17 protein-coding genes are annotated in these 22,976 nt (G+C 60.9%); 7 read left to right on the top strand and 10 right to left on the bottom strand.

The features are described from left to right. Positions 1–64: 64 nt before the first annotated feature. Positions 65–4,312 (top strand): DEAD/DEAH box helicase, encoded by a 4,248-nt coding sequence (locus tag BT199_RS22005; RefSeq protein WP_072435450.1) that lies wholly within the window; start codon positions 65–67, stop codon positions 4,310–4,312. A 14-nt stretch (positions 4,313–4,326) separates the two neighbouring features. Here the strand turns inward: BT199_RS22005 and BT199_RS22000 are convergent, their stop codons facing one another. After that, on the bottom strand, positions 4,327–6,417 hold the full coding sequence (locus BT199_RS22000) for a mechanosensitive ion channel family protein (protein WP_072435449.1): 2,091 nt from the start codon (positions 6,415–6,417) through the stop codon (positions 4,327–4,329). Positions 6,418–6,605: 188 nt separating this feature from the next. Between BT199_RS22000 and BT199_RS21995 the strand changes: the two genes are divergently transcribed. From BT199_RS21995 to BT199_RS21980, 4 genes are read left to right on the top strand one after another with little or no spacing between them, the layout of a single operon-like run. Next, on the top strand, positions 6,606–7,532 hold the full coding sequence (locus BT199_RS21995) for a DUF72 domain-containing protein (RefSeq protein WP_019818872.1): 927 nt from the start codon (positions 6,606–6,608) through the stop codon (positions 7,530–7,532). Next, positions 7,529–8,305 carry an endonuclease/exonuclease/phosphatase family protein gene (locus BT199_RS21990; RefSeq protein WP_014720141.1) on the top strand — a complete coding sequence of 259 codons (777 nt, stop codon included), beginning with the start codon at positions 7,529–7,531 and terminating at the stop codon, positions 8,303–8,305. The genes BT199_RS21995 and BT199_RS21990 overlap by 4 nt, the downstream gene beginning before the upstream one ends. After that, complete coding sequence (gene clsB, locus BT199_RS21985; RefSeq protein WP_072435448.1) at positions 8,302–9,564, top strand: cardiolipin synthase ClsB; 1,263 nt, start codon at positions 8,302–8,304, stop codon at positions 9,562–9,564. The genes BT199_RS21990 and clsB overlap by 4 nt, the downstream gene beginning before the upstream one ends. After that, a complete protein-coding gene (locus BT199_RS21980; protein WP_014720143.1) occupies positions 9,554–10,519 on the top strand; it encodes a lysylphosphatidylglycerol synthase domain-containing protein in 966 nt (321 codons plus the stop codon). The genes clsB and BT199_RS21980 overlap by 11 nt, the downstream gene beginning before the upstream one ends. Before the next feature lie 113 nt (positions 10,520–10,632). On the opposite strand, the gene BT199_RS21975 is transcribed toward BT199_RS21980, so the two are convergent. From BT199_RS21975 to BT199_RS21965, 3 genes are all read right to left on the bottom strand, one after another. Further along, a complete protein-coding gene (locus tag BT199_RS21975) occupies positions 10,633–11,388 on the bottom strand; it encodes an alpha/beta hydrolase family protein (protein WP_019818878.1) in 756 nt (251 codons plus the stop codon). Next, entirely contained in the window at positions 11,378–12,487 is a 1,110-nt protein-coding gene (locus BT199_RS21970; RefSeq protein ID WP_072435447.1) for a DUF3182 family protein, read from the bottom strand. Before BT199_RS21970 ends, BT199_RS21975 begins: the two co-directional genes overlap by 11 nt. A gap of 169 nt (positions 12,488–12,656) precedes the next feature. After that, on the bottom strand, positions 12,657–13,628 hold the full coding sequence (locus BT199_RS21965) for a GlxA family transcriptional regulator (RefSeq protein WP_072435446.1): 972 nt from the start codon (positions 13,626–13,628) through the stop codon (positions 12,657–12,659). Between the two features lie 96 nt (positions 13,629–13,724). Between BT199_RS21965 and BT199_RS21960 the strand changes: the two genes are divergently transcribed. Further along, positions 13,725–14,288, top strand: a complete 564-nt coding sequence (locus tag BT199_RS21960) for a cysteine hydrolase family protein (protein ID WP_019818884.1) — start codon at positions 13,725–13,727, stop codon at positions 14,286–14,288. Positions 14,289–14,310: 22 nt separating this feature from the next. Here BT199_RS21960 and tam read toward each other — a convergent pair whose 3' ends face one another. The 3 genes from tam to BT199_RS21945 form a co-directional block, all read right to left on the bottom strand. Next, entirely contained in the window at positions 14,311–15,072 is a 762-nt protein-coding gene (gene tam, locus BT199_RS21955; protein ID WP_020302450.1) for a trans-aconitate 2-methyltransferase, read from the bottom strand. Positions 15,073–15,258: 186 nt separating this feature from the next. Further along, positions 15,259–15,774 carry a single-stranded DNA-binding protein gene (locus tag BT199_RS21950; protein ID WP_003232445.1) on the bottom strand — a complete coding sequence of 172 codons (516 nt, stop codon included), beginning with the start codon at positions 15,772–15,774 and terminating at the stop codon, positions 15,259–15,261. A 9-nt stretch (positions 15,775–15,783) separates the two neighbouring features. Further along, entirely contained in the window at positions 15,784–17,178 is a 1,395-nt protein-coding gene (locus BT199_RS21945; RefSeq protein ID WP_014720149.1) for an MFS transporter, read from the bottom strand. A gap of 178 nt (positions 17,179–17,356) precedes the next feature. Here BT199_RS21945 and uvrA point away from each other — a divergent pair, with 178 nt between their 5' ends. After that, positions 17,357–20,191, top strand: a complete 2,835-nt coding sequence (gene uvrA, locus BT199_RS21940) for an excinuclease ABC subunit UvrA (RefSeq protein ID WP_014720150.1) — start codon at positions 17,357–17,359, stop codon at positions 20,189–20,191. Between the two features lie 67 nt (positions 20,192–20,258). Here the strand turns inward: uvrA and bfr are convergent, their stop codons facing one another. The 3 genes from bfr to rplQ form a co-directional block, all read right to left on the bottom strand. Beyond that, entirely contained in the window at positions 20,259–20,723 is a 465-nt protein-coding gene (gene bfr / locus BT199_RS21935; RefSeq protein ID WP_003176400.1) for a bacterioferritin, read from the bottom strand. A gap of 155 nt (positions 20,724–20,878) precedes the next feature. Next, a complete protein-coding gene (locus BT199_RS21930; protein WP_014720152.1) occupies positions 20,879–22,327 on the bottom strand; it encodes a catalase in 1,449 nt (482 codons plus the stop codon). A gap of 237 nt (positions 22,328–22,564) precedes the next feature. After that, positions 22,565–22,951: a 50S ribosomal protein L17 gene (gene rplQ, locus BT199_RS21925; RefSeq protein WP_003176402.1), complete on the bottom strand. Its 387-nt coding sequence runs from the start codon at positions 22,949–22,951 to the stop codon at positions 22,565–22,567. Between the last annotated feature and the right edge of the window lie 25 nt (positions 22,952–22,976).

Genomic DNA, 22,976 nt, shown 5'->3' with positions numbered 1-22,976 from the left:
AGCGCAACCGTCACGGATAAAGTGCGGGGTTGCAACTTGGCCCCGCCGGTTGCATATAGGGTGAATGAACCTTCCCGAATCAACGGACAAGGGTTTGCACGGCTTTCACCCCGCCGTCAGCACTTGGTTCCGTAGTACCTTTCCTTCGGCGACCAACGCCCAGGCCCAGGCGTGGCCGTTGATCCGCCAGCGCCGCTCGACGCTGATCGCCGCGCCCACCGGCTCCGGCAAGACGCTGACGGCCTTCCTGGCAGTGCTAGACGACCTGGTGCACCAAGGCCTGGCCAACGGCGGCGAACTGCCGGACCAAACCCTGGTGGTGTATGTGTCGCCGCTCAAGGCGCTATCCAACGATATCCAGATCAACCTGCAAAACCCGCTGGCCGGCATTACCGAACATCTAGAGAAGCGGGGGCTGCCGCCGCTGGTAATCCGCACCGCTGTGCGCACCGGCGACACCCCGCAAAAAGACCGCGCCCAGATGCGCAAACGCGCACCGCATATCCTGGTAACCACTCCTGAATCGCTCTACGTGCTGCTCGGCTCGGATTCCGGCCGGCACATGCTCGCCAGCACACGTACGGTGATCGTCGATGAGATCCACGCCATCGCCGCTAGCAAACGCGGCAGCCACTTGGCCTTGAGCCTGGAGCGCCTGCAAGGGCTGTGTGCCGAGCCATTGACCCGTATCGGCTTGTCGGCCACGCAAAAACCCATCGAAGCCGTCGCACGCTTTTTAGTCGGCACCGAACGTGATTGCGCCATTGTGGATATCGGCCACGCCCGCCCCCGTGACCTGGCGATCGAAGTGCCGCCGGTGCCGCTCTCGGCGGTGATGGCCAACGACGTGTGGGAGTTGGTCTACGATCGCCTCGCGCAATTGGCCCGTGAACACCGCACCACCCTGGTATTCGTCAACACCCGGCGCCTGGCCGAACGCCTGGCCCGGCACTTGAGCGAGCGCCTGGGCAAGACCGCCGTGGCCGCTCACCACGGCAGTCTGGCCAAAGAGATGCGCCTGGACGCCGAACAGCGCCTCAAGGCCGGCGAACTGCAAGTGTTGATCGCCACGGCGTCCCTGGAGCTGGGGATTGATATCGGCGAAGTGGACCTGGTGTGCCAGATCGGCTCACCCGGTTCCATCAACGGCTTCCTGCAACGGGTCGGCCGTTCCGGGCACCAGGTCGGCGGCACGCCCAAGGGGCGCCTGTTTGCCACCACCCGCGACGACCTGATCGAGTGCGCCGCGCTGCTCGACTGCGTGCGCCGTGGCGAGCTGGATACCTTGCATATTCCGGTGGCACCGCTCGATGTACTCGCCCAGCAGATCATCGCCGAGGTCAGCGCCCAGGAATGGCCGGAACAAGCGCTGCTGGCGCTTATCCACCGCGCCGCGCCTTACGCCGAACTGGATGAACGCCACTACCAGGCCCTTTTGCAGATGGTCAGCGAGGGCTACAACGGCCGCCAGGGCATGCGCAGCGCCTACCTGCACCGCGACGCCGTGGCCCACACCCTGCGCGGCCGCCGTGGCGCCAGGCTCACGGCGGTAACCAGCGGCGGCACGATCCCCGACAATGCCGACTACAGCGTGTTGCTGGAGCCGCAAAGCCTGAATATCGGCAGCGTCAACGAAGACTTTGCGGTGGAGAGCATCGCCGGGGATATCTTCCAGCTCGGCAATACCTCCTATCGCATCCTACGGGTCGAAGCCGGCAAGGTGCGGGTCGAAGATGCCCAGGGCCAACCCCCGACCATTCCGTTCTGGTTGGGTGAAGCCCCCGGGCGCAGCAACGAGTTATCGGTGGCCGTGGCCCGCTTGCAAGGGCAATTGGACAGCTTGCTCGGCGCCACGCCCGGCGACCTGCAACCGGCCCTCGACTGGCTTACCGGCACCCTGGGTCTCAATGTCGCCAGCGCCGACCAACTGTTGGATTACCTCGCCCGGTCGCGCCAGGCCCTGAGCGCCTTGCCGTCCCAGGACACATTGATCATGGAACGGTTTTTCGATACGTCCGGCGGCACCCAACTGATCATCCACACGCCGTTTGGCAGCCGCATCAACCGCGCCTGGGGCCTGGCCTTGCGCAAGCGCTTTTGCCGTACCTTCAATTTCGAGCTGCAAGCGGCGGCCAGTGAAAATGCCATCGTGCTGTCGTTGTCCACCAGCCACAGCTTCGCGCTGGATGAGGTGTGGCGTTACCTCAACAGCAATAGTGCCGAGCACATTTTGATCCAGGCCGTGCTGGATGCGCCACTGTTCGGTGTGCGCTGGCGCTGGAATGCCGGCGTGGCCCTGGCGCTGCCGCGTTATACCGGCGGGCGCAAGGTGGCGCCGCAGATCCAGCGTATGAAGGGCGAAGACCTGATCGCCAGCGTATTTCCCGACCAACTCGCCTGCCTGGAAAACCTCGCCGGCGAACGCGAAATCCCCCACCACCCGCTGGTGGCGCAAACCCTCGACGACTGCCTGCACGAGGCCATGGACAGCGACGCCTGGCTGGCGCTGCTGCGGCGCATGGAACGCGGCGACGTGCGGTTGATCAGCCGCGACCTGCCCGCGCCCTCGCCCATGGCCGCAGAAATCCTCAGCGCTAAACCCTATACCTTCCTCGACGACGCCCCCCTGGAAGAGCGCCGCACCCAGGCCGTGCTCAACCGCCGCTGGAGCGACCCGCAGAGCACTGACGACTTGGGCGCCCTGGATGCCGACGCCATCGCCGGTGTACGCGAAGAAGCCTGGCCGGCGCCCAATGGCCTGGATGAAATGCATGAAGCGTTGATGAGCCTGGCGTGCATCGCAGCGGGCGAAGTTACGCCGCAATGGGCCCAATGGTTGCAGGCCTTGCGCAAGGCCGGGCGGGCCTATCAGTTGCCCAACGGAATGTGGAGCGCCGTAGAGCGCTTGAATTGTTTGCAGGCGCTGTATCCCAACGATCTGCCGTTGCTGCCGGGGTTCGATGAGCCCTGGTCCTTTGATGACGCGCTGGTGGAAGTGCTGCGTGCGCGCCTCAGTGGTTTCGGCCCACTGACCCTGGTCGAGATCGCAGCGCCCCTGGCATTACCGGTGGTGGCGCTTACCCAGGCCCTGGCACGCCTGGAACAAGAAGGCTACGTGCTGCGCGGTCACTTCAGCCCCGGCGTGGGTGAAGAACAATGGTGCGAACGTCATTTGCTGGCGCGCATTCATCGCTACACGGTCAAGCGCCTGCGCCGGGAAATCGAGCCGGTGGCATTGCAGGATTTCATGCGCTTTCTGTTCGATTGGCAACACCTGTCCGACAGCACCCGCGGCCAGGGCAGCGCCGTGTTGCCGCAAATCGTCGGCCAGTTCGAAGGCTATGCCGCCGCCACGTCAGCCTGGGACACAGACCTGCTCAGCGCCCGCATCAAGGATTACTCATCGACCTGGCTCGATGATCTGTGCCGCAGCGGCAAGCTGGTCTGGACGCGCCTGAGCAACAAGGCCGGCGCCATGGCGTTGCGCAGCACCCCGGTGGTTTTGCTCCCCCGTAGCCAGGTAGCGTTGTGGAGCGGGCTGACCGAGCCTACCGACAGCACCACCTTGTCGCCCAAGACGCAGAAGGTCCACCTGGCCCTGCGCGAGCATGGCGCGCTGTTTTTCGATGAACTGGTACATGAGGCCCATTTGCTGCGCAGCGAGCTGGAGACAGCCTTGCAGGAATTGGTAGGCGCCGGCTTGGTGAATGCTGACAGCTTCGCCGGCCTGCGCGCCTTGACCACCCCCGCCAGCAAACGCCAGGCGCGCAGCAGTCGACGTGGGCGCGGGGCGTTTGTCGGCGGTATGGACGACGCCGGGCGTTGGGCCTTGGTTCGCCGCTCGGCGACCGCCTCCGGCGCGCATACGGCCGAGACCCTGGAGCATGTGGCGATGACCCTGCTGCGCCGCTATGGCGTGGTGTTCTGGCGGCTGCTGGAGCGCGAGGCGGATTGGTTACCGAATTGGCGCGAGTTGCTGCGCACTTTCCATCGGTTGGAGGCGCGAGGCGAGATCCGTGGCGGGCGGTTTGTCAGTGGGTTGGCGGGAGAGCAGTTTGCATTGCCGGAGGCGATACCGTTGCTGCGCGAGGTGCGGCGACGACCCCATGATGGCAGTTTAATCGCGGTGTGTGGGGCGGATCCGTTGAATCTTGTCGGCACGCTGTTGCCGGGAGCCAAGGTGCCAGCGGTAAGCGGTAACCGGGTTGTGTACCGTGATGGGGTGCCGGCGGCGGTGATGGTAGGGGGCAAGCAGCAGGTTTTGTTGGAGGTGGATCAGCAGGCGGTGCAGCAGAAGTTGATCAGGCGCTAACCTTGAGGGCCTCATCATTGAGACCTGGGTTGCTCCGTCAACACCACCGCATCCTGCTCATGCTCCTGCGCCACACGCTTAGGCAACAACACCTGCTGTGGATAAGTTTGCGCAAAATGCACCTCATCACAGTTATCCACAAGCTTTTTCAAGCGCTGATTAAACGCCCGGCTGACTGCGTATTGGCCACCCGAAACCGTGCGGAACTGCGCGGTGAGCACCACGCCATTGAGGTCCATCTTGTCCACGCCAAATACTTCAAGCGGCCCTTGCAGGTTGTACTTGAGGAACACGTCGTCGCGGATCGACTGGCCGGCCTCGCGGATCAGCTCCACGGCCCTGTCCACGTCGGTGTCGTAAGTGAACTGCACTGAGAAGAACGCGTAGGCGAATTGACGCGACTGGTTGGTGACCGCCTTGATCTGCCCGAACGGCACCGAATGCACAAACCCCTTGCCGTCACGCAGGCGCAGGGTGCGGATGGTCAGGCCCTCCACGGTGCCGGCGTGACCAGAGTCGAGCACCACCCAATCGCCGATGGACAGGGTGTCTTCGATGATGATGAACAGGCCAGTAATCACGTCCTGCACCAGTTGCTGGGAACCGAAACCGATCGCCAGTCCCACCACCCCGGCGCCCGCCAGCAACGGCGCGACATTGATGCCCAGGTTGGCCATGGTGGTAATCGCGCAGATCACCACCAGGATGATCTTCACTGCATTGCGCAGCAGCGGCAGGATGGTTTTGACCCGGGTGCTGGGCTGGCGACTGGAGCGTTTATTCACCGGTGGTTTGAGGGCTTCCTGAATCGCAGTGTCGAGCACCACCCAGAACAGCCAGGTCACCAACAGGATCAGGCCGATACTGCTGAGGGAATCACTGATGGCCCGGCCCACCGAGTTGCGCTGGGCGAATTCGAACAGCGAAACGCCCCAGATACGCCCGAGTATCTCGATAAACGTGATGGCCATGACGATACGCAAAATCGCGTGCAGCAAACTCAGAAAGCGTTCCTTGTAGGCGCTGCTGCGTTGGATCGATACCTGGCTGCGGGACTTGAACAGGTGTTGCAGCACGGTGCTGAGAAACACCGTGCCGATCAGTAACAAGGTGGTGAGCAACGCGCAGCGCAGGGCCTCTTGGTTGTCGTCACCGGCACCAATCAGGTTGACCGCCGACACCAGCACCATCAACAGAATCGGCCAGTACCAGAGCCCGGAAAACACCCGCAGCGACTGTTGCAATGCTGGATGTTTGAGGCGCTGGGCCAACGGCCGATTGCGGATCAAATGGGCCACCGGCCGACGCAGGCGTACCACCAGTACGCCAAAGATGACCGCGGCAAACAGGCCGGTAAACACGGCGATGCTGCTGGTGATATTGCCGCCCAACTGACGAGCGATTTGCGGGCTGGTCAGTGCATCACTGAGGGCCGCGAGAAAGCCGATCAGGAATAGAGGCTTGGGGCAATAGTCACGAATGATCCGCACGGCAGGCCGCTTGTGGCCGACGTTGAACATGACAATGACGCACAGCAACAGCGAGGTGGAAAAGATGCCACTACTGGTGGCGTAGGCAAAACACAGTGCCAGGGCTCGGCCGACAGACGTGGGTAAAAAGTGACTGACATAAAGGGTCAGCGGCAGGCAGATCAGCGCTGGAATCGTGTAGGGAACTACATAGCCCAGCAAGCCTTGCAGCCGTTGGCGCCGCGCGAGGAATGGGCGGCGGCTCGAGCGTTGCACAACCAGGCGCCCAAGTATCGTCAAGACCGCAAAGGCACCGACCCACACCCCAGACAACAGCAGGAAATCGCCCGCCACGCTCCACGGCGAGCGTGCGGCTGTCTGGTCTACCAGGCGCCCTACTTCGTCCGCGGCGCGATCAGCACGCAGGCGCCAGGCGTCGATGAGGTTCTGGTCGAGGTCGAGCTTGTTCTGCACGTCGTCGATGCTGGAGCTGATGGCCCCGAGCAGCCCGCCTTCTACCAGCAGTTCCGGCTTGGCCGGCGTTTCGGCAGCGGGCGCCGTTGCCGCGGCTTGCAGGGCGCCATTGCCGCAGAGCAGCAGCGCGACGAGCAGTAATGCAGTCTTTGGATTCAGCAAAACAGCAAGCTCCTTCAGCAGGGTCTGTAAGGAACTGACGAGCTTGGGCCCTTATCGTTCCCTGCGTTTGCAATGCCCCTCCCACATTTCCCCCCCTGTACCGCCTGTAGGAATGTGGAAACTTTCAGCCAAACAGCGCAGTCATCCCATAACGGAGGTCACCTCACCCACCATCCACGGGAGCACACATGGCGGCGATTCACATCGGCATTTCCGGCTGGCGCTACACGCCCTGGCGCGGGGACTTTTACCCCGAAGGGCTGACCCAGAAACGCGAGTTGCAGTTTGCGTCACGCGCCGTCAACAGCATCGAAATCAACGGCTCGTTCTATGCGTTGCAAACCCCCAAGCGCTACGCCGAGTGGTATGCCGATACGCCCGAAGGTTTCCTGTTCAGTGTCAAGGCGCCCCGTTTCATCACGCATATCCTGCGCCTGCGGGACGTGCACAAGCCGATGGCGAATTTCTTCGCTTCCGGGGTGCTGGAACTCAAAGAAAAACTCGGCCCCATCCTCTGGCAGTTTCCGCCCAGCTTCAAATTTGACGCCACGCTGTTCGAAACCTTCCTGGCCCAATTACCCACCGATACCCAACAGGCGGCGGCCCTCGCCCGCCAGCATGAGCCACGCCTGAACGGCAAGGCGAGCATGAAGGCCTATGCCAAGAAACCTTTGCGCCATGCCGTGGAGATTCGCAACATGAGTTTTGCCGTACCGGAGTTCATCCAGATGCTGGATAAACACGGAGTGGCCCTGGTGGTCGCGGACACCGCAGGCAAGTGGCCGTACATGGAAGACGTGACCGCCAACTTCATGTACCTGCGCTTGCACGGCGATAAGCAGCTATATGCCAGCGGTTATAGCGCCGAAGCGCTCCAGCGCTGGGGTGACCGCATCGAACGCTGGGCCCAGGGCAAGCAGCCTGCCGATGCACACCTGGTCGACCCGCACCACACACCCCGCAGGCGTAAACAGCGCGATGTGTTCTGTTTTTTCGACAACGACATCAAAGTTCGCGCCCCCTTCGATGCACGCCAATTGCTGCAACGCTTCGGACTGGACGAACACCTGCTCACCGAGCCTGGCCGACTGCCGGAACCAGGAGTATTGCCATGACGCATCCAGAGCTGATCCCCACCCCGCCGACCACCGCCATCACCCGTTTCACGGTGCTGACGGTCAATATCCACAAGGGTTTCACCGCACTGAATCGCCGCTTCATCTTGCCCGAACTGCGTGAAGCGGTGCGCAGCGTGGGCGCCGACATGGTGTTCTTGCAGGAGATCCATGGCACTCACGAACGCCATCCCCAGCGCTACAGCGACTGGCCAAAAATGCCGCAGTATGAGTTCCTGGCCGACAGCATCTGGCCGCAGTTTGCCTATGGGCGCAATGCGGTGTACCCCCATGGCGACCATGGCAATGCACTGCTGTCAAAATTCCAGATCATCCGCTACGACAACCTCGACATTTCGCAAAGCGGCCATGAAAACCGCGGCCTGCTGCATTGCGTGTTGCGCCTGCCGGGCAGCGGCCAGCAGGTGCACGCGATCTGCATCCACTTGGGCTTGCGCGAGGTGCATCGCCAACAACAATTGCGGTTGCTGGAACAACGTATCAGCGAGATTCCGGCCGATGCGCCGTTGGTGGTCGCTGGCGATTTCAACGACTGGCGGCAAAAAGCCGACCTGAGCGAAAGCGGTTTGCAGGAAGTGTTCATGCACACCCTTGGCAAACCGGCGCGCACCTTCCCGGCACGCCTGCCGTTGCTGCCGCTGGACCGCATTTATGTGCGTAACTTGACGGTGCACAACCCGCGCGTACTCACCACTCGCCCTTGGTCCCATCTCTCAGACCATGTGCCGCTGTCGGTGGAGGTTGAGCTATGAACGTTGCGGTAGACCATATCGCCACAGACCAACCGCCAGATGACAGCAAAGCGCGGGATCTGGATTACGGCTGGCAGAGCGGCAACCAGGTGGCGTTGCTGGAGAACGGCGAGGCGTACTTTCCCGCTGTGTTCGAGGCTTTGCGGGCGGCAGAGCGCGAGATCCTGCTGGAGACCTTCATCCTCTTTGAAGACAAGGTCGGCTTTGAGCTGCACAGCATCCTCATCGAGGCGGCCAAGCGTGGGGTAAAGGTGGTGGTCAGCCTCGACGGTTTTGGTTGCGGCGAGCTGAGCCCGGGCTTCCTGCGGGAGTTGGCCGAAGCCGGGGTGATGGTGCAGATGTTCGACCCGGCGCCCAAGACCTTCGGCATACGCACTAACTGGTTTCGCCGCCTGCACCGCAAGATTGTCGTGGTGGATGCCCGCGTGGCGTTCATCGGCGGGATCAATTTTTCTGCTGACCACTTGGCGGATTTCGGCCCCGAAGCCAAGCAGGATTACTCAGTACAGGTGATCGGCCCGGCTGTGGCCGACCTGCACCATTTCGCCCTCGCCCAAAGTGGCCGCCAAGTGCGCAGCCGTCGCGGTTGGCGACGGCGCCAGCAACGGCCTTCGCCCTGGACGAGCGAGCCAGGCGACGGCCTGGTGCGCCTGATTTATCGCGATAACATTCAGCATCGTGACGATATCGAAGACGCGTATATCCACGCCTTGAGCCAGGCTCGGCGGCGCGTGGTGATCGCCAACGCGTATTTCTTCCCCGGCTATCGCCTGCTTCGCGAGATCCGCAACGCGGCGCGCCGTGGCGTGCAGGTGCAGTTGATCATGCAAGGCCAGCCGGACGTGCTGTTGGCGAAACTCGCTGCGCGCATGCTCTATGACTACTTGCTCAAGGATGGCGTGGTGATTCACGAATACTGCCAACGCCCGCTGCACGGCAAGGTGGCGCTGGTGGATGACGAATGGAGCACCGTCGGTTCGAGCAACCTGGACCCACTGAGCCTGGCATTAAACCTGGAAGCCAATGTGCTGATTCGCGACCGGGCTTTCAATCAGCAGCTCTACGAACGCCTGGAAGCCCTGGCCCGAAATCATTGCCAGACCATTCCGGAAAAGCGCAAGCCACGTCTGTGGCTCTGGCGCTTGACCGTGGGTTTCCTGGTGTTTCATGTGATGCGCCATTTCCCGGTACTGGCCAGTTGGTTACCGGCCCACAAACCGCGTTTGAAACCTTTTGAGGCCACGCCCCATGACGTCTGAAGCCCGCCCCCAAGCGCAAGCCTCTGGGTTCAAGCGCTGGAAGAAGCCGCTGACGATCGCGTTCTTCGTGCTGCTGATCGTGTTGTTTACCCTGCTGGCCCGGCGCATCGACTGGAGCGAAGTGTTCCAGACCCTGAGCGAGTTCAAGCTGCGCACATTGTTCATCGCCGGCGCGCTGACGCTGTGCAGTTTTATCGTCTATGCCTGCTTCGACTTGATCGGCCGCACCTACATTCGCCAGCCGTTGCGTTGGAAGCAGATATTGCCGGTGGGTTTCATCAGCTACGCGTTCAACCTCAACCTCAGTGCCTGGGTCGGCGGCATCGCCATGCGGTATCGGCTGTATTCACGCCTGGGCGTGAGCACCAGCAATATCGCCAAGATCCTCGGCCTGAGCCTAGCCACCAATTGGTTCGGCTATATGGCGTTGGCCGGGGTGGTGTTCAGCAGCGGATTGGTGACCCTGCCGCCGGGCTGGAAGCTCAGCAGCGGCGCCTTGCAAGGGGTCGGGGGGTTATTGGTGCTCGCGAGCCTGGGCTACCTGGCGGCGTGCCGGTTTTCGAAAAAGCGCGCGTGGTCGATTCGCGGTATCGAGATCAACTTGCCGTCGCTGCGCATGGCCTGTTTGCAACTGGCCCTGGGTGCGTTGAACTGGTCGTTGATGGCGGCGGTGATATTTGCCTTGTTGCCCGCCAAACTGGATTACCCACTGGTGCTGGGCGTGCTGTTGATCAGTGCAATTGCCGGGGTGGTCACCCATATTCCCGCCGGCTTGGGGGTGTTGGAGGCGGTGTTCATTGCGCTGTTGCAGCATGAGGCGTCGCGGGGGAGTTTGCTGGCCGGGCTGATCGCGTACAGGGCGATTTATTTTATCTGCCCGTTGTTGATTGCACTGGTGATGTATTTGGGGGTGGAGGCCAAGGCCAAAGCGTTGCGGGTTAAGAAAACTGCCTGATGAGACGGTGGTGACGGTGGAATCGCTATCGCGGGCAAGCCCGGCTCCCACAGGGGAATGCATTCCCAGGTGGGAGCCGGGCTTGCCCGCGATAGCGATCACAAGGGCAACGACTATCGAGCCTGAATGATGCTCAACCGCTCCCCCACCACCATCTCGGTAATCCAGTCCACCAGGATCGAGGTGTAGGCCTGTTGCGACACCGGGTCGCTCAAGGAATGGTCGGCGCCGTCGATGATGCGGTGGGTCAGGGAGTGGGTTTGCTGGCACGCCGCGCGGTAACTCATGATGGTGGCGTGGGGCACATGGTCGTCGGTTTCCGATTCGACAATCAGCACATCGCCGGTAAATTGCGCGCAGGCATGCAGGGCACGGTTGGTTTCGGCGTGCACGAGGGTGCCGCGGTAATCCATCAGGTCGGCTTTATCCAAGTCGCGCTTGGGCTTGAGCCATTCCTGATCGCGGTACAGCGCCGGCACTCGCAGCGCCAGCCAACGTACCGGGCGCAATGAGGTGAGGATCGCCGCGAGGTACCCGCCATAACTGGTGCCCACCACTGCCACAGCCGAGGTGTCGATAGCCGGGTGGGACAGCAGGCGATCGTAAGCGGCCAACAGGTCGCGCAGGTTGTCTTCGCGGGTGACGCGCGACAAAGGGATGCCGGTGCCAGCATGGCCACGCAGGTCGAAGGTCAGGCATACACATCCAAGGCCTGCGATACCTTTGGCCCGCTCCAGGTCGCGCTCCTGGCTGCCGCCCCAGCCGTGCACGAACAACACGCCGGGCACTTTGGACTTGGGACTGAGGAATGTCCCGCTCATCTGTTCGTCGTCTATATCGATGGTGATGCTCTCGCTTCTAGCCGTCATAAGTCTTGACCGTCACATACTTGAGTAGAAAGTCGCTGTTTTCGGCCGGGCCTCGGTATACCTCGATGGCATCCGCCGGCAGCGCCTGGTCTACATAGGTTTCTACCGAGGACACACGGATGGCTTTAAGGCCCGGATGGTTGATAAAACTCTGCAACGCCGCGACTTCCGCGCTGCTGGCCCCGCCCATGCGCCAGGATTGTTCGAGCACACCACTGCGGCGCTGGCCTGTGCTGTCCAGGCCTTGGGCGATGTCGTAGTTGCGGCGCGAGGCGAAGAAGCTTGGGTAGGCTTCGTCCGCAGCACGGTCGAAAACCAGCGCCTGTTCAATGGCCTCACGCACGTCTTCACGCAGATCCAGTTTGAGCAGGGCAGCATAATCACCGGGGACGACCAGCAGATCGGAACCGCCGTAGACCTCTTCCCCCTGCCCGTCTTGGGTCAGGTGCTGCTCGCCGCAGTAGCTAATGAGGTGATCGCCAATAAAACTCTGGCCCACGCTGTGGGTGACCACCGCGTGCAGGTCTTGTTCCAGCACCACGCCTTCATTGAACATTCGGGCCGCTTCCGGGCGCGCCACTATAGCGTCGAACTCATCCAGGCTGTGGATAACTTCCTGCCCGCGCCCTGCACAGGCGTTCACGGGTTTCAGACGAATCGGGCCGCTGTAGAGCAAGCGGGTCGCGGCAGGCCGCGCGTCCTCAAGGGCGAACACACTCACGCCGTCCAACACCACATCACGCACGCGCTCGCAGAATGTCGGCGACCAGCCTTCGGGCGCCTTGGCCTCGGGACTCAACAGGCCATGCGTGATGGCCTTGGTGCAGATAAAAGCGTGATCGACATAGCCGCCCCACAGATCGTCAAGCCCCTTGATATTGAGCTGGCGCGCTTGGGCTGGCCCGACCAGGGTTTGCGTGGGCAGCAGATACAATTCCCGACCCGCATGCAGGGCCGGGTCGTAACTGCCACCGAACTTGAGCCCCAGGATCTGCGCCAGCCAGCGTGCGAGGGCGCGGTTGGTTTCGATTTCATGCAGGGGCGCCCCCTCTCGCATGGAGTGGGCGACCACCAACTTCTTGCGACTTATGGGGGTCATGCGGTCCCCTTTTCCATCAACCTTTGTGTAGCAATGAGGTTGCATGGATCAGGCCAACGCTGTGATTGAGCGGATAGTTGTTAAATCAATCAGTTGCGCAAAAAGTGATGGCCGTTAGCCTGTTTTATTCTGCACGACCCGGGGCGAACCCTGCGGCGTTCTGCACGATTCAAACCCCAAAGCGGTTGCGGTAATCGCTGGGGGACAGGCCGGTGATTTTCTTGAAAATGGTACGAAAGGCACCGGGGTCTTGATAGCCCACGGTCCAGGCAATGTGATCGATGGTGCCGTTGGTGGACTCCAGCATCTGCCGCGCCTTGCCGACCCGCAGGTGTTGGCAGTACTCGGTGGGTTTCAATCCGGTGGCGTTGCGAAAGCGCCGCAGAAAGGTGCGCTCTTCCAGGTTCGCCTCCTGCGCCATCGCCGCCACGGACACATCCACCGCGCCACTGGCCTGCAGCCAATGCTGGACCTTGAGGACCGCACCATCACCGTGCCTGAGAAGCGGCGCAAAGTTACTCCCACATTGGCTGGCGCTGGCGCTGTGTTCGATCACCAGAAAACGCGCCGTATCGGCCGCCACGCTCGGGCCCATCAGCCGGTCGACCAGGCGCAGGCCCAGTTCGGACCAGGCCATCAGCCCCGCGGAAGTGATCAGGTCGCCGTCATCGACAATGGGTTTATCCGCTTCCAGGCGCACCGCCGGGTAACTGGCCGCAAAAGACTTCGCGGAGGACCAGTGGGTGGTGGCGCTGCGGCCATTCAACAGGCCGCTGCGCGCCAGCATGATCGAGCCGATGCACACGCCGCCCAGCACGGTGCCGCCCGCATGTTGCAGGCGCAGCCATTGCAGCAGCGCAGGCGGCGCCTGGTCTTCGGTGAACTCTGCAATCGAGGGCGGCACCAACACGGCCATCATCGGTTGGTCGGGGCCTGGGTGGCTGTCGAACGTGCGCGCGGGCGTGCCGTGGGCATCTACCTGCCAGTGGCTGACCCGCAGCAGCGGCAGTTGCGCAGATTCATGCTCGGCGGCGATGCGGTTAGCGACCCCGAACAGGTCGGTCAGCCCGTGGACTGCGGCGAGTTGCGCGCCCTGGTAGATCAACACACCCAGCTCGACAGTGCTGCGTTGCGCGGCCATTGTCAGTTTTCCCCCTGTTATTGTCGGTGCAGCCAATTCTCGGTGTGATCGCCAGCTAAGATACTAGGCCCATCAACCCATCACGAGGCAACACACATGGCCAAGCAGGCGCTCATCCTAATCGATATCCAGAACGACTACTTCCCCCAGGGCAAGTGGCCGCTCGACGGCGTGGAAGCCGCAGCGGACAAGGCGGCGCAGGTGCTCCAGGCGTTTCGACAAGCAGGCGATGCGGTGATTCATGTACGGCATGAGTTCGCTGGCGACGACGCACCGTTCTTCACACCGGGCTCCGAAGGCGCGCACTTGCATGCCAAGGTGCTCAACGAGGGCGAGGAACCGGTGGTGCTCAAACACTTCGTGAATGCGTTTCGCCAAACCAACCTGCGCGAACTGCTGGAACAGCGCAGCATCACCGACGTGGTGGTGGTAGGCAGCATGAGCCATATGTGCATTGACGCCGTGGTACGGGCGGCGGCGGACCTGGGCTACAAGGTTACGGTGATCCATGATGCCTGCGCGACCCGCGACCAGGAATTCAACGGGCAGGTGATTCCGGCGGCGCAGGTGCACGGGGCGTACATGGCCTCCCTGGCATTTGGCTATGCGGGTGTAGTGTCGGCAGAAGAATATCTGCAGGCCCAAGCAGCAGCTGCGTGACCGCCACCCGGAGCTGATCGCTTTAGCGTGTGGCGATGATGAACAGGCGCGGAAAGGGCAACAACACCGTGCCATCGGCCAGGGCTGGATAAGCCTGGGTAATTCGCGCCTGGTATTGCTGCAGGAAGGCGGCTTTTTCATCGTCGGTCAACGGCGCAAGAAAAGGCCGCAATGCCGAAGCCTTGAACCACTCCACCACCGCCGTGTGGTCCGCCAACGGGTGGTGATAGGTGGTGCGCCATACATCCACGGTACTGCAATACTTGCTCAACAGTTCGTAGTAGTAACTGGCGGTGTGCCGCTCATTGTGTTTGACCGCCCCTATCTTCGCCGACCACGGGCCATCGGCCGCAACTTCACGGGCCAGGCGATGGGCGGGCTCGTCAAGGTTGTCCGGGGTTTGCACCGCCAGCGTACCGCCTGGGTTCAGTTGGTGGACCAAGTGCGGGTAGAGCGTGGCGTGGTCGGGCAGCCATTGCAGCGAGGCATTGGCCAGAATCACATCCAAGCGTTGCGCAGGATGCCAGGCGCCGATATCTGCCAGCTCGAAGTTCAACCTGGGCAGGCGCTTGCGGGCGTCTACCAACATGTCATCGGAGCTGTCCATGCCAGTGACGTGCGCTTGGGGGAAACGCTCGGCCAGCACTTCGGTGGAGTTTCCCGGCCCGCACCCCAGGTCGACTGCGGTGCCCACGTCGGTGTTGGGAATTGCCGCAATCAGGTCACGGACAGGGCGAGTGCGCTGCTGTTCGAACATCGTGTACTGCTTGGCGGACCAGGTCATCACAGCTTTCCTTCTTTCTTAGAGGTGGCGACAGCCTAAATCTTGTGAGCCATGAGAACAAATGCTGGGGTTGGTGTGCTGCCTGCAAAAAGGCAGCGCGTGCACCGACGCCTGTTCATCGCCCATAAAAAAACCCCGATGCTTTCGCTATCGGGGGTTTTGTTTGTTCAGGGTCGGTCTTGGACCTTAGAACGGGATATCGTCATCAAAGCTGTCGAAATCCGGAGCCGGTTGCGGAGCAGCCTGTTGTGGTGCTGGGCGCGACTCACGCTGTGGCTGCTGGCTTGGCTGCGGACGCGACTGCTGTGGGCGCGGTGCCGAGTTGGACATACCGCCCTGGCCCTGTTGGTCGCCCTGTGGACGGCCGCCCAGCAGTTGCATGGTGCCTTGCATGTCGACCACGATTTCGGTGGTGTAACGCTTGATGCCGTCTTTTTCCCACTCACGGGTTTGCAGTTTGCCTTCGATGTAGACCTGCGAACCTTTGCGCAGGTATTCACCGGCGATCTCTGCGACCTTGCCGAACATCGACACGCGGTGCCATTCGGTCTTCTCGACCTTCTGGCCGGTCTGCTTGTCGGTCCACTGTTCGCTGGTCGCCAGGCTCAGGTTGGTCACGGCGTTACCGTTAGGCAAGTAGCGAACTTCGGGATCCTGGCCGCAAGTACCGACCAATATGACTTTGTTAACCCCACGGGCCATAACGTTCTCCTAGGCTGGGCGCGCTGTCGGCACTGGGTTGACCAGTTGCTCGAGCGTCGCGCGATCCAATAATTCGGTGTCCAATTTGATGTAAATGGCCGCCTCTTCAGCGACCACGACTGCATCCGTTACCCCTACGACAGCCTTCAGGCGCTCTACCAGGCCGGCTTCGCGGATCGCCTCGGGCGATAGCGGCAAACGCAGACTGGTGACGTAGGGAGGTTCGCGCATGGTAACAGCAAAGACCAGCCAAAGTGCAGCCAGCCCGGCGCATCCGAGGAACACAACCGACAAACCGCCATGCTGGAACATCCAGCCGCCCATGATGCCGCCCAACGCGGAACCCAGGAACTGGCTGGTGGAATACACCCCCATGGCCGTGCCCTTGCCGCCTGCCGGTGAAACTTTACTGATCAGTGACGGCAACGACGCTTCGAGCAGGTTGAAGGCGGTGAAAAACACCACCGTTCCGATCACCAATGCTCGCAGGCTGTCGCCGAACTGCCAGAAGAATAGTTCAGTGAGCATCAATGTCGCGACGGCGCCGAGTAAAACTCGTTTCATTTTGCGTTTCTTCTCGCCATAGATGATGAACGGGATCATGGCGAAGAACGAAATCAACAGCGCAGTGAGGTAGACCCACCAGTGCTGTTCCTTGGGCAGACCGGCTTTTTCCACCAGGGCCAGGGGCAAGGCGACGAAGCTGCACATCAGCATGGCGTGTAATACGAAGATACCTAAATCCAGGCGCAGCAGGTCCGGGTGCTTGAGCGTCGGCAGCAACGCCTTGCGTGCGACGCCCGATTCACGATGCTGCAGGGTGCCGGTGGAGCGCGGCACCATAAAAGCCACGATCAGGATGCCGAACAACGCCATGCCGCCCGTGGCCAGGAACAGCCCATGCAAGCCGAACGCGCGCGTGAGCAAGGGGCCGACCACCATGGCCACGGCAAACGACAGGCCGATGGTCATGCCGATCATCGCCATGGCCTTGGTGCGGTGTTGTTCGCGGGTCAGGTCCGACAGCAGCGCCATCACGGCGGCGGAAATCGCACCGGCGCCCTGCAGGATGCGTCCGGCGATCACGCCCCAGATCGAATCGGACTGGGCCGCTAGCACACTGCCAAGGGCGAATACGATCAGCCCGAGATAGATCACCGGGCGACGGCCAATGCGGTCGGAAATAATCCCGAACGGAATCTGGAAAATTGCCTGGGTCAGGCCATAGGCGCCAATCGCCAGGCCGATCAAGGCGGGGGTCGCCCCTGCGAGATCCATCCCATAGGTGGCCAGCACCGGCAACACCATAAACATGCCCAGCATACGGAAGGCGAACACCAGGGCCAGACCGCTTGCCGCTCGGGTCTCGCCGCTACTCATGCGTTCGCTGTGGGGATCGTGCATGGAAAAACCTCGTGTGAACCGGCGGCGATTCTACCAGTCCCATCGATTGAGAGGGTATATGCGGCGCTTTGCCGCGCAGCTTTCATGTAAGGCTGCAAGCGGCGTTTTGACAGTGTATATTCATCCAGTCTTTAGCCGTATACTCCGGCATCATTTACGCCCGCCGTGCGAGGCCATCTTGGACAAGATCCTGATTCGTGGGGCTAGAACCCACAACCTGAAGAACATCGACCTGACCCTGCCCCGGGACAAACTGATCGTCATCACCGGCTTGTCCGGCTCCGGCAAATCGTCCCTGGCGTTCGACACGCTGTATGCCGAAGGTCAGCGTCGCTATGTGGAATCCCTGTCGGCCTACGCCCGGCAGTTCCTGTCGATGATGGAAAAGCCCGATGTCGACACCATTGAAGGCCTGTCGCCGGCTATTTCCATCGAGCAGAAATCCACGTCCCACAACCCGCGCTCCACCGTGGGTACCATTACCGAAATCTACGACTATCTGCGCCTGCTGTATGCGCGCGTGGGCATTCCGCGCTGCCCGGACCACGATATTCCCCTGGAAGCCCAGACCGTCAGCCAGATGGTCGACCTGGTACTGGCCCAGCCAGAGGGCGCCAAGCTGATGCTGCTGGCGCCCGTCATTCGCGAGCGCAAGGGTGAACACCTGTCGGTCTTCGAAGAACTGCGTGCCCAGGGCTTCGTGCGGGCGCGCATCAACGGCAAGCTCTATGAGCTGGACGAAGCGCCGAAGCTGGACAAGCAGAAAAAGCACTCCATTGATGTGGTGGTCGACCGATTCAAGGTGCGCGCCGACTTGCAGCAGCGTTTGGCGGAATCGTTCGAAACCGCGCTGAAGCTGGCCGATGGCATTGCCCTCGTAGCGCCGATGGATGACGAGCCGGGCGAAGAGATCATCTTCTCCGCGCGCTTCGCCTGCCCCATCTGTGGCCATGCCATCAGTGAGCTGGAACCCAAGCTGTTTTCCTTCAACAACCCGGCCGGCGCCTGCCCGACTTGCGACGGCCTGGGTGTGAAGCAGTTTTTCGATATCAAGCGCCTGGTCAATGGTGACCTGACCCTGGCCGAGGGGGCGATACGCGGATGGGACAGGCGTAACGTCTACTATTTCCAGATGCTCGGATCATTGGCCTCGCACTACAAGTTCAGCCTGGAAGTGCCGTTCAACCAGCTGCCGGCAGACCAGCAGAAGGTCATTCTGCATGGCAGCGGTTCGCAGAATGTCGACTTCAAGTACCTGAACGACCGTGGCGACATCGTCAAGCGCTCGCACCCGTTCGAAGGCATCGTGCCGAACCTGGAGCGTCGCTACCGCGAGACCGAATCGGCAAGCGTGCGTGAAGAACTGGCAAAATTCCTCAGTACTCAGCCTTGCCCGGATTGCCGTGGCACCCGCCTGCGCCGTGAGGCACGTCACGTGTGGGTGGGCGAGAAGACCCTGCCAGCAGTGACCAACCTGCCGATCGGCGATGCGTGTGAATACTTTGGCGTACTCAAGCTCACCGGGCGACGCGGGGAAATTGCCGACAAGATCCTCAAGGAAATTCGCGAGCGTCTGCAGTTCCTGGTCAACGTTGGCCTGGACTACCTGTCGCTGGACCGTAGCGCCGATACCTTGTCGGGCGGTGAAGCACAGCGAATCCGTCTGGCCAGCCAGATTGGCGCGGGCCTTGTGGGCGTGCTGTATATCCTCGATGAGCCGTCGATTGGCTTGCACCAACGGGATAACGACCGCCTGCTGGGCACGCTGAAACACCTGCGCGATATCGGCAATACCGTGATCGTGGTCGAGCATGATGAAGACGCTATCCGCCTGGCGGACTACGTGGTCGATATCGGCCCGGGCGCGGGAGTGCATGGTGGCCATATCGTTGCCGAGGGCACGCCTGCCGAAGTGATGGCACATCCGGACTCGTTGACCGGCAAGTACCTGTCTGGCCGGGTGAAGATCGAAGTGCCCGCCAAGCGTACGCCGCGCAACAAAAAGATGGCTCTGCACCTCAAGGGCGCGCGCGGGAACAACCTGCGCAATGTCGACCTGGAGATTCCGCTGGGCCTGCTGACCTGCGTGACCGGTGTTTCCGGTTCGGGCAAGTCGACGCTGATCAACAACACCTTGTTCCCACTGAGTGCCACCGCCCTGAACGGCGCGACCACTCTGGAAGCTGCGGCCCACGACAGCATCAAAGGCCTGGAGCATCTGGACAAGGTCGTCGACATCGACCAGAGCCCGATTGGACGCACACCGCGTTCCAACCCAGCCACCTACACCGGGCTGTTTACGCCTATCCGCGAGCTGTTCGCTGGCGTACCCGAGTCGCGCTCACGGGGTTATGGGCCGGGCCGGTTCTCGTTCAACGTCAAGGGTGGGCGCTGCGAAGCCTGCCAGGGCGACGGCCTGATCAAGGTGGAGATGCACTTCCTGCCCGACATCTACGTGCCGTGCGATGTGTGCAAGAGCAAGCGCTACAACCGCGAGACCCTGGAGATCAAGTACAAGGGCAAGAGCATCCATGAAACCCTGGAGATGACAATCGAGGAAGCTCGCGAGTTCTTCGACGCGGTGCCGGCGTTGGCGCGCAAGCTGCAGACGCTGATGGATGTAGGCCTGTCGTACATCAAGCTGGGGCAATCAGCGACCACGCTGTCGGGCGGTGAAGCGCAGCGGGTCAAGTTGTCTCGCGAGCTGTCCAAGCGTGATACCGGCAAAACCTTGTACATCCTCGATGAGCCGACCACTGGCCTGCACTTCGCGGATATCCAGCAGTTGCTGGACGTACTTCACCGCTTGCGGGACCACGGCAATACCGTGGTGGTGATTGAGCACAACCTTGATGTGATCAAGACGGCCGACTGGCTGGTAGACCTGGGGCCGGAAGGTGGTTCGAAGGGTGGCCAGATCATCGCAGTGGGCACGCCGGAGCAGGTTTCCGAAATGCCGCAGTCGCACACCGGTTACTACCTGAAACCATTGCTGGAACGCGATCGGGCCTGATCTTTTCATCGTCCAATAAAAAGCCCCTGCCACTTTGCGGTGACAGGGGCTTTTTTATAGCCGGGAATCAGAACTGCGATTGCAGGTAATTCTCCAGGCCGATCAGCTTGATCAGGCCCAACTGCTTTTCCAGCCAGTAGGTGTGATCTTCTTCGGTGTCATTCAACTGCACTCGCAGTATTTCCCGGGTGACATAGTCGTTGTGCTGCTCACAAAGCTCGATGCCCTTGCAGAGTGCAGCACGGACCTTGTACTCAAGGCGAAGATCGGCAGCGAGCATGTCAGGCACTGTGGTACCCACGTCCAGATCATCAGGACGCATACGTGGCGTGCCTTCGAGCATCAGAATGCGGCGCATCAGGGCATCAGCGTGCTGTGCCTCTTCTTCCATTTCGTGGTTGATACGCTCGTAGAGCTCGGTAAAGCCCCAGTCTTCGTACATACGCGAATGGATGAAATATTGGTCACGAGCTGCCAGTTCGCCCGTCAGCAACGTGTTGAGGTAATCGATTACGTCGGGGTGACCTTGCATCGCCCTACATCTCCCTGCTTGAAAGACTGTAGTTTGAACCATGCTGACTTGAAGGTCACGGGACAAACGGCAGAAAAGTGAAGATTTCCGGAGAAAAGTAGCTGAAATAACGCAAAAACCGCCCAAATGAGGGCGGTTCTGCTTATCGTTTAGAGTCAGTTAAGCGATACACCCAGTGCCTTTGCGATTGCTTCTCCATAAGCCGGGTCGGCCTTATAGAAGTGCTGCAGTTGACGCTGGACCACATCGCTGGAAACGCCACCCATAGCACCGGCGATGTTATTGGTGAGCAGGGCTTTCTGCTCATCATTCATCAGACGGAACAGCGCACCGGCGTGGCTGTAGTAGTCCGTATCTTCGCGATGATCGTAGCGATCAGCCGCGCCGCTCAGGGTCAATGCTGGCTCTGCATACTGCGGGGCTTGTTTCGGTGCGTCTGCATAGCTGTTTGGCTCGTAGTTCGGAGCCGCACCGCCGTTACTACCGAAAGCCATGGAGCCGTCACGCTGGTAGCTGTTAACCGGGCTACGTGGTGCGTTCACCGGCAGTTGCTGGTGGTTGGTGCCCACACGGTAGCGGTGCGCATCGGCGTAGGCAAAAACCCGACCTTGCAGCATACGGTCCGGCGACAGGCCAACGCCTGGGACCATGTTGCTTGGGCCAAATGCGGCCTGCTCGACTTCGGCGAAGTAGTTCTGCGGATTACGATTGAGCTCCAGCTCACCCACTTCAATCAACGGGAATTCTTTTTGCGACCAGGTCTTGGTCACGTCAAACGGGTTCTCGTAATGGGCGTTCGCCTGTGCCTCGGTCATGATCTGGATGCACACGCGCCACTTGGGGAAGTCACCGCGCTCGATTGCACCAAACAGATCACGCTGGGCGTAATCAGGATCGGTTCCCGCCAAGCGGGCGGCCTCGGCCGGCGCCAGGTTCTTGATGCCTTGCTTAGTCTTGTAGTGCCACTTCACCCAATGACGCTCACCCTGGGCATTGATCAGACTGTAAGTGTGGCTGCCGAAACCATGCATGTGGCGATAGCCGTCCGGGATGCCACGGTCCGAAAACAGAATGGTGACCTGATGCAGCGCCTCTGGTGAGTGCGACCAGAAGTCCCACATCATCTGCGCGCTTTTCAGGTTGCTCTGCGGCAGGCGTTTCTGGGTGTGGATAAAATCCGGGAATTTCAGCGGATCACGAATAAAGAACACGGGAGTGTTGTTACCCACGATGTCCCAGTTACCCTCTTCGGTATAGAACTTCAGGGCAAAGCCACGTGGATCACGTTCAGTGTCAGCAGAACCGCGCTCACCGCCTACAGTGGAGAATCGCAGGAATGTCGGCGTTTGCTTGCCAACAGATTCGAACAGCTTGGCGCTGGTGTATTGGGTGATGTCACGGGTGACTGTGAACGTACCGTAGGCGCCCGATCCTTTGGCGTGCACGCGACGCTCAGGGATGTTTTCACGGTTGAAGTGAGCGAGCTTCTCGATCAGGTGGAAATCGTCGAGTAACAACGGACCACGAGGGCCCGCGGAACGGGAGTTCTGGTTATCCGCAACGGGAGCACCGCTGGCGGTGGTAAGGACTTTATTCTGGCTCATGCTCAATCTTCCTCAGGTCGGACTTGGAACTGCCGGCTAATCGGCTTGGAGGGAGTATTGATCATCAACACCACGCCTACAAATTCATTAAATTGCAGGCATCGATAGAGAATAACTAACAACACTCCGTTCGCTATAGTGCAGCGCCCGGCCTATGGAAGCTTGTATAAGTTGCGCTTTTGTTACGCGCACAAAAAACCGGGCACTAGGCCCGGTTTTTCGTTGCAGCTTGTCGTCTTACTCGGCGCTTACAGCTTCGCCGGCAGTAGCACGATCAACCAACTCGACGTACGCCATAGGCGCGTTGTCGCCAGCGCGGAAACCGCACTTGAGGATGCGCAGGTAGCCACCCTCACGGGTAGCGTAACGCTTGCCCAGGTCGTTGAAGAGCTTACCAACGATAGCTTTCGAACGAGTACGGTCGAAAGCCAGACGGCGGTTAGCCAGGCTGTCTGTCTTGGCCAAAGTGATCAGCGGCTCAGCAACGCGACGCAGTTCTTTAGCTTTCGGCAGTGTAGTTTTGATCAGCTCGTGCTCGAACAGCGACACCGCCATGTTTTGGAACATGGCCTTGCGGTGCGAGCTGGTACGGCTCAGGTGACGACCACTTTTACGATGACGCATGGTTCATTCCTTACCAAACTCACGT

It is taken from the genome of Pseudomonas sp. NFR02 (genome assembly GCF_900119375.1).
Taxonomy (GTDB): domain Bacteria; phylum Pseudomonadota; class Gammaproteobacteria; order Pseudomonadales; family Pseudomonadaceae; genus Aquipseudomonas; species Aquipseudomonas paracarnis.
This window is presented reverse-complemented; position numbering and strand designations above follow the sequence as displayed.

Excerpts from the sequence above, each read along its gene's own strand:
- BT199_RS22005 (WP_072435450.1), top strand. The coding sequence starts at position 65 with ATGAACCTTCCCGAATCAACGGACAAGGGTTTGCACGGCTTTCACCCC.
- BT199_RS21995 (WP_019818872.1), top strand. The coding sequence starts at position 6,606 with ATGGCGGCGATTCACATCGGCATTTCCGGCTGGCGCTACACGCCCTGG.
- BT199_RS21990 (WP_014720141.1), top strand. The coding sequence starts at position 7,529 with ATGACGCATCCAGAGCTGATCCCCACCCCGCCGACCACCGCCATCACC.
- clsB (WP_072435448.1), top strand. The coding sequence starts at position 8,302 with ATGAACGTTGCGGTAGACCATATCGCCACAGACCAACCGCCAGATGAC.
- BT199_RS21980 (WP_014720143.1), top strand. The coding sequence starts at position 9,554 with ATGACGTCTGAAGCCCGCCCCCAAGCGCAAGCCTCTGGGTTCAAGCGC.
- BT199_RS21975 (WP_019818878.1), bottom strand. The coding sequence starts at position 11,388 with ATGACGGCTAGAAGCGAGAGCATCACCATCGATATAGACGACGAACAG.
- BT199_RS21970 (WP_072435447.1), bottom strand. The coding sequence starts at position 12,487 with ATGACCCCCATAAGTCGCAAGAAGTTGGTGGTCGCCCACTCCATGCGA.
- BT199_RS21965 (WP_072435446.1), bottom strand. The coding sequence starts at position 13,628 with ATGGCCGCGCAACGCAGCACTGTCGAGCTGGGTGTGTTGATCTACCAG.
- BT199_RS21960 (WP_019818884.1), top strand. The coding sequence starts at position 13,725 with ATGGCCAAGCAGGCGCTCATCCTAATCGATATCCAGAACGACTACTTC.
- tam (WP_020302450.1), bottom strand. The coding sequence starts at position 15,072 with ATGACCTGGTCCGCCAAGCAGTACACGATGTTCGAACAGCAGCGCACT.
- BT199_RS21950 (WP_003232445.1), bottom strand. The coding sequence starts at position 15,774 with ATGGCCCGTGGGGTTAACAAAGTCATATTGGTCGGTACTTGCGGCCAG.
- BT199_RS21945 (WP_014720149.1), bottom strand. The coding sequence starts at position 17,178 with ATGCACGATCCCCACAGCGAACGCATGAGTAGCGGCGAGACCCGAGCG.
- bfr (WP_003176400.1), bottom strand. The coding sequence starts at position 20,723 with ATGCAAGGTCACCCCGACGTAATCGATTACCTCAACACGTTGCTGACG.
- BT199_RS21930 (WP_014720152.1), bottom strand. The coding sequence starts at position 22,327 with ATGAGCCAGAATAAAGTCCTTACCACCGCCAGCGGTGCTCCCGTTGCG.
- rplQ (WP_003176402.1), bottom strand. The coding sequence starts at position 22,951 with ATGCGTCATCGTAAAAGTGGTCGTCACCTGAGCCGTACCAGCTCGCAC.